This is a genomic window from Microbacterium sp. NPDC064584, assembly GCF_040687315.1.
Taxonomy (GTDB): Bacteria; Actinomycetota; Actinomycetes; order Actinomycetales; family Microbacteriaceae; genus Microbacterium; species Microbacterium lacus.
Window position 1 is genome coordinate 675,351 of record NZ_JBFBMZ010000001.1, and the last position, 14,901, is coordinate 690,251.

The 14,901-nt window shown below is 65.7% G+C and carries 19 protein-coding genes and 3 tRNA genes; 15 read left to right on the top strand and 7 right to left on the bottom strand.

All coding sequences use genetic code 11. The annotated features are described in order from the left end of the window. Positions 1-179: 179 nt before the first annotated feature. A complete protein-coding gene (locus AB0P18_RS03215; RefSeq protein WP_363358904.1) occupies positions 180-773 on the bottom strand; it encodes a hypothetical protein in 594 nt (197 codons plus the stop codon). Positions 774-928: 155 nt separating this feature from the next. On the opposite strand from AB0P18_RS03215, the gene AB0P18_RS03220 reads away from it, so the two are divergent. From AB0P18_RS03220 to AB0P18_RS03275, 12 genes are all read left to right on the top strand, one after another. Further along, entirely contained in the window at positions 929-1,327 is a 399-nt protein-coding gene (locus AB0P18_RS03220) for a plasmid replication, integration and excision activator (RefSeq protein ID WP_261606236.1), read from the top strand. After that, the gene (locus AB0P18_RS03225) at positions 1,327-2,730 is read left to right on the top strand and encodes an FtsK/SpoIIIE domain-containing protein (RefSeq protein WP_363358905.1); all 1,404 of its coding nucleotides are present in this window, start codon (positions 1,327-1,329) and stop codon (positions 2,728-2,730) included. Before AB0P18_RS03220 ends, AB0P18_RS03225 begins: the two co-directional genes overlap by 1 nt. Next, positions 2,727-3,149 carry a hypothetical protein gene (locus tag AB0P18_RS03230; RefSeq protein ID WP_363358906.1) on the top strand — a complete coding sequence of 141 codons (423 nt, stop codon included), beginning with the start codon at positions 2,727-2,729 and terminating at the stop codon, positions 3,147-3,149. Before AB0P18_RS03225 ends, AB0P18_RS03230 begins: the two co-directional genes overlap by 4 nt. After that, positions 3,136-4,500, top strand: a complete 1,365-nt coding sequence (locus AB0P18_RS03235; RefSeq protein WP_363358907.1) for a replication initiator — start codon at positions 3,136-3,138, stop codon at positions 4,498-4,500. Before AB0P18_RS03230 ends, AB0P18_RS03235 begins: the two co-directional genes overlap by 14 nt. Next, positions 4,497-4,736: a hypothetical protein gene (locus AB0P18_RS03240; RefSeq protein ID WP_363358908.1), complete on the top strand. Its 240-nt coding sequence runs from the start codon at positions 4,497-4,499 to the stop codon at positions 4,734-4,736. The genes AB0P18_RS03235 and AB0P18_RS03240 overlap by 4 nt, the downstream gene beginning before the upstream one ends. Before the next feature lie 4 nt (positions 4,737-4,740). Then, complete coding sequence (locus AB0P18_RS03245; protein WP_363358909.1) at positions 4,741-5,850, top strand: tyrosine-type recombinase/integrase; 1,110 nt, start codon at positions 4,741-4,743, stop codon at positions 5,848-5,850. Continuing rightward, positions 5,847-6,038 (top strand): hypothetical protein, encoded by a 192-nt coding sequence (locus AB0P18_RS03250; protein ID WP_363358910.1) that lies wholly within the window; start codon positions 5,847-5,849, stop codon positions 6,036-6,038. Before AB0P18_RS03245 ends, AB0P18_RS03250 begins: the two co-directional genes overlap by 4 nt. Before the next feature lie 91 nt (positions 6,039-6,129). Then, entirely contained in the window at positions 6,130-6,882 is a 753-nt protein-coding gene (locus AB0P18_RS03255) for a hypothetical protein (RefSeq protein ID WP_363358911.1), read from the top strand. Then, positions 6,879-7,241 (top strand): hypothetical protein, encoded by a 363-nt coding sequence (locus AB0P18_RS03260; protein ID WP_363358912.1) that lies wholly within the window; start codon positions 6,879-6,881, stop codon positions 7,239-7,241. Before AB0P18_RS03255 ends, AB0P18_RS03260 begins: the two co-directional genes overlap by 4 nt. 45 nt (positions 7,242-7,286) lie before the next feature. Further along, the gene (locus tag AB0P18_RS03265; RefSeq protein WP_363358913.1) at positions 7,287-8,072 is read left to right on the top strand and encodes a hypothetical protein; all 786 of its coding nucleotides are present in this window, start codon (positions 7,287-7,289) and stop codon (positions 8,070-8,072) included. A 195-nt stretch (positions 8,073-8,267) separates the two neighbouring features. Then, positions 8,268-8,708: a hypothetical protein gene (locus AB0P18_RS03270; protein WP_363358914.1), complete on the top strand. Its 441-nt coding sequence runs from the start codon at positions 8,268-8,270 to the stop codon at positions 8,706-8,708. 10 nt (positions 8,709-8,718) lie between these two features. Further along, positions 8,719-9,129 carry a hypothetical protein gene (locus AB0P18_RS03275; protein WP_363358915.1) on the top strand — a complete coding sequence of 137 codons (411 nt, stop codon included), beginning with the start codon at positions 8,719-8,721 and terminating at the stop codon, positions 9,127-9,129. A gap of 155 nt (positions 9,130-9,284) precedes the next feature. Here the strand turns inward: AB0P18_RS03275 and AB0P18_RS03280 are convergent, their stop codons facing one another. The 4 genes from AB0P18_RS03280 to AB0P18_RS03295 form a co-directional block, all read right to left on the bottom strand. Further along, positions 9,285-9,644, bottom strand: a complete 360-nt coding sequence (locus AB0P18_RS03280; RefSeq protein WP_363358916.1) for a hypothetical protein — start codon at positions 9,642-9,644, stop codon at positions 9,285-9,287. A 382-nt stretch (positions 9,645-10,026) separates the two neighbouring features. Further along, positions 10,027-10,099, bottom strand: a tRNA-Phe gene (locus AB0P18_RS03285). A 61-nt stretch (positions 10,100-10,160) separates the two neighbouring features. Next, positions 10,161-10,234 (bottom strand) — tRNA-Asp (locus tag AB0P18_RS03290). A gap of 28 nt (positions 10,235-10,262) precedes the next feature. Further along, positions 10,263-10,335: transfer RNA gene (locus tag AB0P18_RS03295), tRNA-Glu, on the bottom strand. 209 nt (positions 10,336-10,544) lie between these two features. On the opposite strand from AB0P18_RS03295, the gene AB0P18_RS03300 reads away from it, so the two are divergent. Then, positions 10,545-11,954, top strand: a complete 1,410-nt coding sequence (locus AB0P18_RS03300; RefSeq protein WP_363358917.1) for a M23 family metallopeptidase — start codon at positions 10,545-10,547, stop codon at positions 11,952-11,954. A 75-nt stretch (positions 11,955-12,029) separates the two neighbouring features. On the opposite strand, the gene ppa is transcribed toward AB0P18_RS03300, so the two are convergent. Next, the gene (ppa, locus tag AB0P18_RS03305) at positions 12,030-12,563 is read right to left on the bottom strand and encodes an inorganic diphosphatase (protein WP_344051315.1); all 534 of its coding nucleotides are present in this window, start codon (positions 12,561-12,563) and stop codon (positions 12,030-12,032) included. Positions 12,564-12,724: 161 nt separating this feature from the next. Between ppa and tilS the strand changes: the two genes are divergently transcribed. Further along, positions 12,725-13,726 carry a tRNA lysidine(34) synthetase TilS gene (gene tilS / locus AB0P18_RS03310; protein ID WP_363358918.1) on the top strand — a complete coding sequence of 334 codons (1,002 nt, stop codon included), beginning with the start codon at positions 12,725-12,727 and terminating at the stop codon, positions 13,724-13,726. Here the strand turns inward: tilS and AB0P18_RS03315 are convergent. Beyond that, positions 13,723-14,262: a DUF937 domain-containing protein gene (locus AB0P18_RS03315; RefSeq protein ID WP_363358919.1), complete on the bottom strand. Its 540-nt coding sequence runs from the start codon at positions 14,260-14,262 to the stop codon at positions 13,723-13,725. The two genes, tilS and AB0P18_RS03315, sit on opposite strands and share 4 nt — an antisense overlap. A 52-nt stretch (positions 14,263-14,314) precedes the next feature. Here AB0P18_RS03315 and hpt point away from each other — a divergent pair, with 52 nt between their 5' ends. After that, the gene (gene hpt / locus AB0P18_RS03320) at positions 14,315-14,866 is read left to right on the top strand and encodes a hypoxanthine phosphoribosyltransferase (protein ID WP_344051322.1); all 552 of its coding nucleotides are present in this window, start codon (positions 14,315-14,317) and stop codon (positions 14,864-14,866) included. Positions 14,867-14,901 lie beyond the last annotated feature (35 nt).

Sequence of the window (14,901 nt, forward strand, 5' to 3'; positions counted from 1 at the left end):
GTAGCCGGCTGGTGAGTTACAACCTATCCAGGAGAAGGTCGATGGATCGTCGAAGGAGAGGGTCAGTCTGGCGAGGAGCGCCCGGACCGCAGCGAAGCGAGGACCGGACGCACCGCAGACGGGCTGACCCTCTCCGAGAGCCGGCCGTCAGGCCGGCCTTGAACGAGTAAGGAAAGTTCTCACAGCTTCGCGACCGGATGGTCCGTCGTGGTCGGCGTACCGGGAATGACTAACGGATCTTCGAGGAAGGGCTTTAGATCGGGGATCGTCTCTGTGCCGCGCGGGTTTGGCTGCCATGGCTTGAAGCGGGGGTCGTCCGCTGCGGCTTTCAACGCGCGGTCTAGTTCGTCGGAGATGCCCCAGAGGTCTTCGTACCCAAGGGTCCGTATCCCTTGCCGGATTGCGTCGAGGTCGGGTTGGTCGGACAGGAGCGAGTCGATCGCGGCTGTTGTCTTGGCGGTGTACCGCTTGGCGAATGTCTGAATTATTGTGTCCTGCGCGCGCGCGAGCTCCCCGATAGCGGGCTTGGGTCGGTGGTACCGGTGAACGTAGGCATTGAAGACGCTGCGGTAGTCGTTGGAGACCCGGTCGGCAACGTTGGCGGCGTGCGCCATTCGCTGGAATGCCGCGTCGTGCTCTCGTGCAACGTCGCCTGCGACCGCTGACGAATCCATTGCCGCCACCGCCTGTTGCAGGCGCTGTTGCAGGCGCATGAGGGTCTCGACGATCGGCCGAGGAACGATGCCCCACGATCCGGTCTGTTCTTCGCTCATGTCGAGTGCCTCCAGCTTTCAGCGTAGAGACTCGGCTCAATGGTTATCTATACGACTAAGACTTAGTTGATAAGAAAAAGGTTGACAGGCTGAGCGAGAGTCGCCATCCTGGATCTACCGAGCACCAACTGGTGGTGCCGAGAGGAGAAGTAGAAATGGCACTGCAGTCAGCAATCCCGGTCAATTTCGAGGCATTCTTTCCGCGCGGCGCGTTTGTCGTCGGCGAGGTCGAGCGCGTCATGAAGTGGAACGACGACGGCACACTCGGCGGTCAGGATGCGGATCGCAACAGTGGTCACCCGCTCTGGCAGGTTCGCGTGATCGACGCCGATCCCGAGGCGCGGAAGGGGCAGGGCGAGGTCACAGTCAAGCTCATCAGCATCGTGGAGCCGCAGCTCCCGCCCGAGATGAACGGCCTTCCGTTCCGCCCGGCGATCTTCGAGGGGCTGACGGTCACGCCCTACGTGAAGGAGAACAACGGCCGGCCGCGTGTGGCCTACTCGCTTCGTGCGAGCGAAATGAAGCCGGCGCCGAAGCAGCGCGGCGGCGAGTGATGGCTACCACCACGCCGCGCGGCCTTCGCACGTGGGGAGACGAGTTCGGTCTTCTCTGGCGGCGCGGCTGGTGGGCGCTCGTCGTCCTCTGGGGCATGTGGTGGTTGGCCTTCATTCCAGCCGTCCAAGCGTCGTTCAGTTGGGCGCTCGCCATCGTGGCGGGCCTCCTGGTCGTCTGGGTGGCGGTCACCTACAAGCGGATGCCCCGCGTTGATGCCGACAAATGGCGACGTGATGTGTCGCGGAACATCGTCGCTTCGTGGCCAGACATTGCGATGCGTCTCGGGCTCTCTGCTCGCAGCATGTCGGGTGGTGCGGTCTTCGCGAGCGTGGGCTATCCGAGGTGGGAGGGGTGGACCTGTGTGGTGCAGGTCTCCCTGCCTCAGGGGCTCGGGCGCGAGCACCTTCAACTGCATACCGGCCTTCTCGCTCAGGCTTTCGGCGCGCGAGAGGCGATCGTTCAGGGTTCCCGTATCGGTGAGCTGATGCTCAGGCTCGAGTACGCCGATGCTCTGGCGCAACCCTTCAGCCTCGGTTACGGCGAGCCGTGGGACGGGCGGACAGTCGTGATGGGTCGCGACAACACGGGCGCTGCGTGGCGGCTACGGCTCGGCCCGCACACCCTTGTTGCTGGCGCGTCAGGCAGTGGCAAAGCATCCCTCGTGTGGGGTCTTCTGCTGGGACTCGCGCAAACCATCCATGCCGGCACCGTCGAGATCTGGGGGATCGACCGCAAGGGCGGCATGGAACTGGCTATGGGCCAAACCCTGCTGACCCGATTCGCCGCCGACGCGCAGCGGTCCGTCATTCTGCTCGAGGAAGCCGTCGAGGCCATGCAAGCTCGAGCACGTGAGCTCGCCGGGCGCACTCGGCAGCATGTGGCCGCGCCTGGTAGCCCAACGGTTGTCATCCTGATCGATGAGCTTGCCGCTCTCACTGCGTATGAGACCGACCGAGAGCTGATGCGCCGCGCGAACTCCGCAATCGCGACCCTCGCCTCTCAGGGACGCGCCGTCGGCTTCATCGTCTTCGCATGCCTTCAGGACCCACGCAAAGAGACGCTGCCGGCTCGCGGTCTGTTCACGCAGACGGTTGGCCTTCGTCTTCGCGACGGCCTGGAGACAGCCATGGTTCTCGGCGACGGGGCGGTCGCGGCCGGTGCTCTTTGCCACAAGATCTCGCCAGACTCTCCCGGTGTCGCCTACGTACTCCCAGACGGCGGCGCTCCTCCTGAGCGGGTCCGCGCCGGGCTGATCACTGACGACATGATCCGCGATGCGTCCACCCGCTTCCCCGCACCGCGGCAGATCCCTGTCGTCATCCCAGAAACGCCCGAGGCTCCGGAACGTCCGGCCCGCGCACCGCGGCAACCCCGTCGCGCCCCACGAAAGGAAGCATCATGAATAGGCCCGCAACTCTCGTCACGGCCGCTGTCGCGGTCGTCCTCACCGCCTCTCTGTCCGGATGTGGTGTCCTCTCACCGAGCGAATCGGTCGCTTCAACGGCACCCGTCGGCTACCCGCAGCCAGCGTTCCGCACAGCTCCGTGCAACCTCGGCGAGTACTGGGACAGCACCGCGAAGGTCAAGCGGGCAGAGTTCGCGGCGCCGACAGTCGACACCGACGAACTCGAGCTCTACGGGCCGATGATCGCGAACGACACGTGCTCGGATGCCGAGATCCTCAAGTGGCAAGAGCTGCGCCGTGAGCTGGGGGAGGCCGACGAGATCTGCCGGGTCGTTTGGTACGACGACTACTTCTCCGCCGTCACGTACGACATCGGCTGCGCTGTTCCTGTGGTGGTGACGGATGCCTCTCGCTGAGTCTGTCGCTCGTCGGCTGCGGAGCCCTGACTATGACCGATGGATGGGCAACGCAGCCGCCACCGGCTACTGCCACAACCCCGTGCGGCTCGTTGGTTCATCCACAACGCTCCATGAACGAACGGGAGAGGTCCTCGCCGACTATGCCTCGTCGCGAGAGCCGGACGGAATCACCTTCACCCGCTGCGGCAATCGCCGCGCAATCCGCTGCGCGTCGTGCAGTCACGAGTATAAGGGCGACACGTGGCACATGATCATGGCCGGCGCCGCGGGCGGGATGAAGGAGGTTCCTGAAGCGGTCGCGACTCATCCGATGGTGTTCTTGACGCTGACAGCGCCGTCCTTCGGCGCGGTTCACACGACCGCCACTGATCGTCATGGCGGAACTTGTGAGCACGGGATGCCGCGGGGTTGTAGCTGCACCCACGCCGAGGATGACCCGCAACGCGGCGACGCCGTCTGTGCTGACTGCTACGACTACGTCGGACAGGTGGTCTGGCAGTACCACGCGCCGGAGCACTGGCGCCGGTTCACCATCCGCCTACGTCGGGAATTGGCGCGTGCCCTCGGCATCACTCAGCGGGCCGCGTCGCGAATCGTAAGGGTGCAGTTCGCGAAGGTTGCGGAGTTCCAGCGCAGGGGAGTAGTGCACTTCCACGCCATCATTCGTCTCGACGGCGTCGACCCGGTCGATCCCTTTCCGCCCGCTCCAGCATCCGTCACGACGGCTCACCTCATCGAGGCGATCGGCGCCGCGGTGAAGAAGACCAGCGTCATTGCCGCACCGGCACCTGGCGATGACGGTTCGCGAGAACTCCGGTGGGGCAAGCAGTTCGATGCCCGCGCGATCGTTCGCCGCGACGGACTCGACGGCTCTCTCTCCGATCGTGCCGTCGCTGCGTACATCGCCAAGTACGCCACAAAAGCAACGGAAGACCTCGACTCCGCGAGTGGTGGTCGCGCTCATATCCAGCGCGTCAAGCAGACGGTGCGGCATCTCGCCAAGTTCGTCGACGCGGAGGGGCCGTACGCGCAGCTGCACAAGTGGGACGGGATGCTCGGCTTCCGCGGTCACTTCTCGACCAAGTCGCGCCGCTACTCCGTGACTCTGGGCGCACTCAGGGGTGCTCGACGCGCATGGCGCCTCAGCGCACTGCTCGACAAAGTCAGGCCGACGGAAGACGTCACCCCGGATGAAGTTCTGGTCATCGGCTCGTGGTCCTACGCCGGGATGGGGTGGCTCACGGACGGCGACAAAGTTCTCGCGACCGAAGCAGCTAACGCCGCGCGCGAGTGGCGCAACGACAGAGCACGTGCCCGATACCAAACCCACGAAAGGAGAACGTCATGACCATAGGAGCCACCATCGTCGCCGAATCCGGGGCGACGCCCGAGGTAGATGCCACGGGATATCTGACGCGCAGAGAGGCCGCCGCTCGATGCCGTGTTCCGCTGTCGACATTCGACTCTCTGCGTCGGCAGAACAGGTTTCCGTTCCCGGATGCGCACATGGGCAAGCACATGCTGTGGCGTTCATCGACGGTGGACGACTTCCTCGAGGCCGGTGGGACTCGTGGCGACGGGTGACGGCGTGGGGCGTATCGATCCGAAGACGCGTCGCGCGCTACCCGCCGGCATCCGTTACCGAGAAGATCGCAAGAAGTATCAAGTGCGCGTGTGGGCTGTCGGGATGAACGGCGAGTGGAGGGAGCGCAGCTTCTACGTCTCAACGCTCTCGGAGGCAAAGAGGCTCCGAGCCGAGACTCAGGCGCAGCGCTTCCCGGATGGCAGCCTGACCTTGACCGGGTGGCACGCCCGCTACTGGGCTGTGATCGCCGATAGTATCCGCCCGTCTACCTCCCGCGCCTACGAGCGGGCATGGCGGCTGCGGGTGAAGCCATGGCTGGGTCACGTCAAGCTCGAGAAGCTGACGGCCGGTGAGATCGAAGCGGCGATGGCGGAATGGTCCGGAAGTAGCTCGACGCGGATCGACGCGCTCTCTGTGCTCAGTCGACTTCTCGACGGCGCCGTGCGGGGGCGCATCGTTCCGCTGAACCAAGCTCGGCTTGCCCGTCGGCCGCGCAACGACGCTCCGAAGAGTCTGCGTTCACGCGCGCTCACGGCTTCGGAGGTACCGCTGCTACTGGCGGCCATTGCGAGCGAGCCACACCGTCGTTACATCGCCGGTCTTGTCTATACAGGGATGCGCGCGAACGAAGCCACTGCGCTGCGCGTCGAAGACATCGATCTCGGCCAACGAACCATTCACGTGCGCCGCTCGTTCACCATTGGCAACGACGGCAAGACGCTCGAGGTGACGCCGAAGAGCCACAAAGAGCGGGCAGTGCCGATTCCTGCGGCGCTCGTTCCCTATCTCGCGGCCTCGGTCCTCGGCAAGGGTCGCAGCGACCTCGTCTTCACCGGACCTCGAGGCGGACGACTGAACGCGTCCAACGTGCGGCGTGCGATCGATTGGGGTGCTCTGCGCAAGGAACTGCACCGAACCGATCTGCGTATCCATGATCTGCGCCACACGCTCGCCACGCTGCTCTTCGATGCCGGCGCCTCGGCGAACGACGTTCAGGCGATCCTTGGGCACTCGAGCATGCAGATGACTGAGAGGTACAGCCACGCCCGCTCCGACGTCGCTCAGCGCGCTGCCAATGCGATCGACTCGCTCTTTGAGGAGCCCGAGGGATGAGTGGACTCGAGCGTCTTGTGGCGCTGCTCGAGAACCCTGAGCTGTTCGCAATCCTCGCGAACGCCGTTGACGACTACCGCGCGACGCTGCTGGAGCATCGCGACACGTTCGCTGACGGTCCGGAGGCTGACTACTTCTCCCGTTCTGTCGATCAGATCGACGAACTGCGCGCTGCGCTCTGGGAGTGATTCTGGACCCGCCGTGTCCGCGAACGGCACTTCGGGCGGCCTATATCTAGTGAGGGTGACATCGCGCCCTCCACGACCGAGAGGAAGATCGATGTCATCAGCAACGGAAGCCCCGCTGTCCGCGCTCGAGCAGGTCTACACGCCGTTGGGGGACTACTTGCGGTCGGTGAGCTCGGATGAGGATGCAGCCCTGTCGTTCGCTGCGGTCGAGCTACTCGTTGGCCGGCCCCTGCCGTCACGCGCGCGCTCGAGTCTCCTGTGGTGGGGGTCTGTGCCGAAGCAACCTCAAAGTCGGGCGTGGCTCCGCGCTGATCGCCGAGCCGAGGTTGATCTGACGGCCGCGACCGTCACCTTCGTCTTCGAAGTCTTCGAGCGGAACAACCCGCTCGACCGGATTCAGAGGATGCGCGCTGACTGGCTCGAGTACGCGCGCACTTGTCTGTCGATGCCGCCGCGAGACGCTCAAGGTCCCCACGTTGACCTCGGCTGGTGGGAGCCTCACGAGACCTACCTGCTGCACCTTCCCGCACACAGTCAATTCAAGGTCGGACTCGCGCGGCTCGGCAGCAAGCGCCTCCACTCGGTTGGTGGCGCCCATGCTCGAGTAGCGGATCGGCTCACCATGGCGAACCGCTGGGCCGCACTTGTCGTCGAGCATCATGTGCTTGAACTCGCCTGGGATGCGTGGGAACGCCCGGACCGATTCGCTACTGGAGACAGGGGCGAGACCGAGCGCTGGAATGACTGGCTGGTGCCGCCGCCGTTGTCCGTAGTCTGTGATTCTCTTCATCCGTATCGAACGTTGCCCGGCTGGGGGACAAGCGTCTTCAGGAAAGAGTCGTGATGCGCGTTACCTACGACGAGGTCGTTCCGGTCGAACGCTTGAAGCGCCCGATTAGCTCGCCGCACCTGGAACGCGCAAACGGGTTCGCCGTTCGACTCGAGGACGAGTGGTTCTGGTTCTCGGCGCTCGAACCGGCCTACACATTCGGCCGGGCCGGGAGGATGTCTGTACAAGTTCGGAGCTGGGATCTTGTTGAGGCCGCGACGGAGGCGCGATTCGACAACGCGCTCGGTCGAGACGTGTTCACGCTGTATGTCGTGGACGGCGCCGGGGTCGAGCGTGACGCCGCGACGGACCGCCGGATCGTTCGCCGGTTTGCCGATGGCGTGAGCCCTCGGAGCTCACACTGGAACCCGTGAAGCGGGTGGGAACGGAGCGATCGAATGAACGTTGAGGATCCGTATGTGGAGTTCGACAAGGTCGATTTCGTCACGAGCGACCACCACTTCGGCCATGCTCGCATCAGCGAGCTCGCTGGCCGGCCATTCTCCACTGTCGATGAGATGGATGCCGCGCTCATCGAACGTTGGAACTCAGTTGTTCCGCCCAATGCCGTGGTGCTCCATCTCGGCGATGTCGCGCTCGGGCCGATCAGCGACAGTATCGCGCTGACCGCTCAGCTCAACGGTCGACGGCTTCTTGTTCCGGGGAACCACGATCGAGTCTCGTCGGCCACACAGTCGCGGAAAGCGATTGAGCGATTCGCGCCGCTCTACGAGGCCGCGGGCTGGGTGATTCTGCCTGAGATCGTCGAGGGCACACGCCGAGGGCACCGGCTTATGGCATCGCACTATCCGTACCGGGGCGACTCTCAGGAGATCGATCGGCACAGCAAGCACCGTCCGACCGATGTGGGGGTCCCGCTGCTGCATGGTCACACGCATAGTCGGGATCATGGACCAGACGGCAATCAGTTTCACGTCGGCGTCGACGCTTTCGAGTTCCGCCCCGTCGCGATGGACGTTATCGATCGGTGGCTCGGAGTCGGGCATCAGGCAGCACGGGTGACCATTCCGAACGAGGTTGCGGTGCTCCTCCATCGTCACTACATGCCCGATGCTGCCGATGCTTGGCTCCACGGCCATAACTCCCACCTGGCCGGCGCTCGGCCGATCGATCTGCTCGCGCTCGATCGCGTTGCCGAGGTTCTCGCAGCGCTCGATACAGAGTCTCAGGGCGGATACAGCTGAGGTGCTGAGGGACTACGGCGACGAAAGCTGTCCCGGGTACCGCATCAATACGAGGTGAACCCTGCCAGCTCGTTGGCTGGACGTTGGTCGAGCGTTCGGAGGTGCCGCCTTTGTCAGCCCCTGCTATTCGTAGCATTGACATATCTAATAGGTATGGATAGAGTCGGATTAGCGACGGGAAACGAGGCTTTGAGCATGGTCACTACGGATATCACGGTGCCGATCCCGTCGGATAGGGTCCCTGAGTTCTATCGATGGTTCGCCGACTGGATTGACAGCGGCGCGGTTGGCACGCCGCCGAGTCAGCCGGCGGCGCCACCAGTTGATGAGCTCGATGCAGCGGTGCGATGGTGGAAGTTGCTCAAACCTCGTGAGCGCCAGATCTTTCGCCTGTGGATGGAAGCCTCACCGCGGATGGTGACCGCCAGTGAGATCGTCGATGCGCTCGGTCTGAACGGGCCGCGGGATATTCCTGGGATCCTCTCCTGGCCAGGACGCAAGGGGCACAAAGCTGGCTTCGATGTCCACTGGAGCTTCCGCTATGACCCGACCACCAACGATCCGATCTATGGCCTCGAGAGCCGCGAGTACGCAGATCTCATTCTGCGCGCTAGTGCGGCCGCGGAAGCTGAGTAGGGGTCGCATCGTGGCCGCACAGCTGAAAAAGTATTCATCCCTCGACGACGCTATGCAGAGCTTCCGAATCCCAGAGCGCAATCGCGAGTTCATCCGACTGTTTGTTGACGCCATCGGCGTCGCTGACTTCTATGAGACAACGGGATACATTAAATGTGTACGGATCGACTCTGGACCTGACCTGCATATCGCCAGTGGTTGGTCCAACGGGTTCGCTTCCGAGGCAGAGATTGTCGATATCCTCGGTGACGTCGACCGGTGGGGTGACGATGAGCGCGCGCGTGTGTGGGGTGTGAGTCACCCGGAGAACCGCATCGGACACGGGGGAGGCGGCGCTGCCTCTCGTGAGCCTCGAGAGTACGGAGTCTGCGCAGAGTGCTTCACGGGCTACACGGCGAGCGGTGCCTGCAACTGTCAGTAGCGGCCTGCTTCTCCGACGCAGATTCACTCATCACCACTCGATGGCCGACCCCCATCCATTGCCAAAAAGATGGTCGATGGATTTGCGCTTCGCGCGAGACCCGTCGTGCAGAGGCCCACGTCAGCTTGTTCACCGTTTCGATGACATCGCCTCAATCAATCCTCGACTTTGCACGTGTAGTCGGAGTTGTCGACCGATATCTCGAGCGTGCCCGGGTCCACCCGTTTGTACCCGGTCGCGGCGACCTCAGTGGACGTGCTTGTTTGCGGGTCGAAGGTAGTCACGCTCACGATTTCCCCTCCCTCGACGCGGACGGTGGGGTTGACCCAGACTGCGGGTCCTAAGCCTCGGCTTTCGAGGTACTCGTCGCGACACGTATAGGCACCGTCGCTCTGCGGGATACCCGGCTGGCCCATGGCCCACCAAATGAAGCCGGCCGCGATGATGCCCATCACGATCAGTACCCAGTTCAACGGGTTACCGCGGACCGGCGCTCGCTCGGGTTGCTGCGACACGTGAACTCCTCGCGACGGGGTGAATTCCCATATTGGCAGTGCGGGCGTCTGGCACAAGTGCATAGGCGTCGTCGCGTGCGTCGGCGTGGGGCTCGTTCATGCGTGACGGCTGGGTGGCACGGAACTCGACGCAGCTCTTCGCGATGGACGACAAAATCGGAGGAAACCGGACGTCTCCCGGCCCATTCCCGGCCCAGGCGACCGCAAGAGTTGCTGAACCGCCATCCGATCACGGCGGCTTCACCCGACCCTCGATCGCTTATCGACCCGAGGACGAGGCCTTGCTCGTTGGCGAAAAATATGCCCTGACCAGGGTAAAGCAAAACCCCCGCGGATAGAAGCTCCGCGAGGGTTTCTGGGGTGATTGTAATGATCACCCTTGTGGCTCCGACGGGCGTCGATCCCGTGACCTCACGATTTTCAGTCGTGCGCTCTACCAACTGAGCTACAGAGCCGCGCGGCACGGATGCCACGTCCTAGACGAAAGCCCCTCCGAGAAGGGGCTGTCGCTCGGAGCGACCCTGACGGGACTTGAACCCGCGACCTCCGCCGTGACAGGGCGGCACGCTAACCAACTGCGCTACAGGGCCATGCGTATGAAGTTGTATATGTCGGATGTGACCCCAACGGGATTCGAACCCGTGCTACCGCCGTGAAAGGGCGGCGTCCTAGGCCACTAAACGATGGGGCCGGATGAACCCGGAGGCTCACCGTTACCGACGCTCAAGCATACGTAATACCGAGACGATCCGCCAATCGAACCACTGACCTGTCCGTGTGCGGTGCGGCGGGGGGTCGTGCGCACCAGGGCTTTTGCGGGCAGGATGAACCTCATCCACCCCTTGCGCCTGTGACTCGTGTTGCTAGTGTGATCAAAGTCGTCTTCGTGTAGGAGGAATCGTGGACTCCGAGCAATCGCCGGAAGATTGCGGCTGCGCGCCCACTCCGCGCGAGCGTCGCGCCCTCTTCCCCACGATGAGCCGGCGCGCAGCCCTCGGCATGGGCCTGCTCGGGGTGGCGGCGCTCGGCGTCACCGGCGGTCCCGTCATCTCTGCCGCCTTCGCCGCCGACTACCCGTCCTGGGCCGACGTCGAAGCCGCCCGTGCCAATGAAGCCGCCAAAGCCGCCGAGGTCACCAAGATCCAGGGGCTCATCCAGAGCCTGAACGCCGAGGTCGCCCGCACGCAGGCGGAGGCGAAGGTCGCATCCGACATCTTCTACGAGGCGCAGCAGGCCTTCTTCGCGCAGGCCCGTCGCGCCGACGAGCTCCAGGCGCAGGCCGACGAGAAGTCCGCCCAGGCCTCGGAGTCCGCCGCGAAAGCCGGACGCCTCGCGGCCCAGCTCTACCGCGACGGCGGGGATGACACCTCGCTCGAGCTCTTCTTCTCCGGCTCCGCCGCGACGACCGACGATCTGCTCGCCCGCCTCGGCACGATGGACAAGCTGATCGAGCGCAACAGCGACGTCTACTCCGAAGCAGTGCTCGCACGCGATTCCGCCCAGAGCCTCAGCGACCAGGCCGTCGTCGCCCGTAACGAGCGCGACCGGCTGCAGGCGGATGCCGAGCAGAAGATGGTGGCCGCGCAGGAAGCCGCGAACGCCGCACAGGCGGCTCTCGACGCGCAGACCGCGAACCTCGCCACCCTCGAGGCGCAGCTGGCAGCCCTGCAGGACACCACGGCCAAGACCGTCGCCGACTACCAGGCGGGGGTCGAAGCCGCTCGGATCGCCGAGGAGAAGCGCCAGGCAGCCCTGCGTGCCGAAGCCGAGCGCCGCGCCGCCGAAGCTGCGGCGGCCGCTGCGGCGGCCGCCGCCGCCAACGGTGGTGGCGGCGGCGGCGGTGGCGGCGGCGGCGGTGGCGGCGGCGGGTACGGCGGCGGCACCGTGAGTGGGTCCGGCTGGGCCCGCCCGGGTGCGGGCGGTGTAACCTCCGGGTACGGTCCGCGGTACGTCCAATGCGGCAACGGGTACTGCTCGAGCGGGTACCACGAGGGCACCGATCTCGGACAGGCCTGCTGGTCGGGCATCTACGCCGCACAGTCGGGCACGGTTGTCTACGCCGGGTACAACGGCGGGTACGGCAACTACATCAAGATCGATCACGGCGGCGGCGTCGCGACCGGATACGCCCACATCTCCTACGGCGGCTTCTACGTCGGCTACGGCCAGTGGGTCAACTCCGGCCAGCTGATCGCGGCGACCGGTCAGACCGGCAACTCCTTCGGCTGCCACCTGCACTTCGAGGTCTACGTCAACGGGCGCACGGTCAACCCGGCGCCGTTCATGGCGGACCGCGGCGTCTGGCTCTGAGCCGGCAGTCCCGCCCGGAACGCCGAAGGCGGACGACGCGCTCAGCGCGGCATCCGCCTTCGAAGCGAAGCGACTTCAGACGGTCTTGGGCGCGACGCCCTCACCCTGAGTCTTGGTCTCGCCCTCGTGCTCGGCGAACCGGACGATCGACTCGGCGAGCAGGCGCTCCGCCTCGTCTTTGCCGGCCCACACGTCGACCTTGACCCACTTGTTCGGCTCGAGGTCCTTGTAGTGCTCGAAGAAGTGCTCGATCTCCTTCTTCGTGTACTCCGGGATGTCCTCGAGGTCCTGGATGTGGCTCCAGCGCGGGTCCTTCGTCAGGACGGCGACGAGCTTGTCGTCGCCGCCGGCCTCGTCCTTCATCTTCAGCACGCCGACCGGGCGGACGTTCACCATGACACCCGGGAACAGAGTGACATCCAGCAGCACGAGCACGTCCAGCGGGTCGCCGTCCTCGCCGAGGGTGTTCTCGAAGAAGCCGTAGTCGGCCGGATAGCCCATCGGAGTGAACAGCACGCGGTCCAGGAACACGCGACCTGTGCCGTGGTCGACCTCGTACTTGACGCGGCTGCCGCGCGGGATCTCGATGACGGCGTCGTGTGAAGCCATGCGTGTCGCTCCTTGGTGAGGGGGTGGATGCCGCGCACCAGCCTACTCGGGGCGCTCACGGTGAAAGAACGCGGAGAAACGGCAGGTTTCGGCCCGTCTGAGCGACGTTCAGACCATAATCGCCCCGCGCTTTCACGCGGCATGGCCGATACCGTGAACGCGTGGAGAACCGATCGAGCCTGAGTCCGGCCGTCGCCGAGGTGCGCCGCGCCGTGCGGCAGGCGCTCGCCGCACTGCCGGAGGGGACCACAGTCCTCGTCGCGCTGTCCGGCGGCGCGGACTCGCTCGCGCTCGCCGCGGCGACCGCGTTCGAGGCGCCCAAGCGCGGTATCCTCGCGGTCACCGTCACGGTCGACCACGGTCTGCAACCGGGGTCAGCGGATGCCGCCGCCGCGGCATCCGCCCAGGCCGAGCGCCTCGGACTCGACGCGCGCGTCGTCCGAGTCGAGGTCGGCGGCACCGGCGGACCGGAGGCCGCGGCTCGCGAGGCACGCTACCGAGCCCTGGCCGACGCGGCGGCGCAGACCGGCGCGATCGCCGTCCTCGTCGGCCATACGCTCGACGACCAGGCCGAGACCGTGCTGCTGGGGCTCGCCCGAGGTTCCGGCGGCGCGAGCCTGCAGGGCATGGCGCCGGACGCGGAGCTCGTGCCCGGCATCAGCCTGCTCCGCCCCCTTCTCGAGGTGCGCCGCAAGACGACGCGCGCCGCGTGCGGGGCGGAGGACCTCACGCCGTGGGACGACCCGCACAACGCCGACCCCGCGTACGCCCGCGCACGCGTGCGTGAGCGGGTTCTTCCGGTGCTCGAGGCCGAGCTCGGTCCGGGTATCGCGGACGCACTCGCGCGCACCGCGGCCCAGCTGCGGGAGGACGCCGAGGCGTTCGACGACATGATCGACGAGACGATCGAGGACATCGTCGAGCACGCCGAAGCGGGCATCTCCGTCTCCGTCGCAGCTCTCGCGGCCAACCCGGCGGCGCTGCGGAACCGCGTCATCCGGCACGTCGTCGCGAGCGAATTCCACGCGAGCCTCACACGTGCGCAGACGCTCGAGGTCGCCCGACTCGTGACGGCATGGTCGGGCCAAGGTCCGATCGACCTGCCCGGATGCCGCGCCCGCCGCGTCGGCGGACGCGTCGAGTTCACGGCATCCGCCTCCTAGTTCTTGCCGAACAGGCCTCCGAGGAGTCCCCCGACATCGAGCCCTCCGGGGGAGGAGCTGCCGGTGGCGGAGCCACCGAGGAGGCCGCCGATGAGATCGCCCAGCCCGCCGCCCGCGCCGCCGCCCTGCGATGGCGCCGACTTCTGCTGCTGATTGGCGATGAGTCCCATGATGATGGGCGCGAGGATCGGCAGGAGCTTGCCGAAGTCGATCCCGGCGGTCTTCGGCTCGTCCGTGAGCTTCTGTGCGACCTGCTGCTCCTGGCCGCCGAAGACGTGGCCGAGGATCTTCTGTCCATCGGTCGTGCTGAGGTTGTTCAGATCGATCCGTCCCGAGGCGGTCTCGCCGCCGTGCGCGCCGAGCGCCTTCTCGAGCGCGGCGGCCCCGTCGGGCGTCTGCGCGTTGCGTTGCAGGCCGGCGAGGATCGTCGCCCCGCCCTCTTCGACGGCTCGGCGCGCCTCGCTCGGCGGCACGCCGAGCTGCCGCGCGATGTCGTCGATCGGTAGAGCCTGCAGGATGTCGTCCAGTCCGGCCATGCCGAGCCTCCTCGTCTGGGGCGCCGTCGCCCCGCTGTCCTAAACTCTCTCCATGCGCGCCGCCGATGTCCAGAGCGAGATCACCGAAGTCCTCGTCACCGAAGAGCAGATCCTCGCGAAGCTCGAGGAGGTCGCCGCGCAGGTCGCGGTGGACTACGCCGGAAAGGAGCTGCTGCTGGTCGGCGTGCTCAAGGGCGCGGTGATGGTCATGGCCGACTTCTCGCGCGCGCTGCCGGGCGAGGTGACGATGGACTGGATGGCGGTCTCGTCGTACGGCACCGGCACGCGCTCCAGCGGTGTCGTCCAGATCCGCAAGGACCTCGATACGGACCTCCACGACAAGCACGTCCTGATCGTCGAGGACATCATCGACTCGGGCCTGACCCTGAGCTGGCTCCTGACCAACTTCGCGTCGCGGGGAGCGGCATCCGTCGAGGTGTTCGCCCTTCTCCGCAAACCGGATGCCGCGAAGGTCCACGTCGACTGCCGCTATGTCGGGTTCGAGATCCCCAACGAGTTCGTGGTCGGGTACGGCCTGGACTACGCCGAGAAGTACCGCAACCTCCGCGACGTCGCGATCCTCGCCCCTCACGTCTACAGCTGATCCCACAGCCCGCGCACTGTACGCCGTGGGCGAAT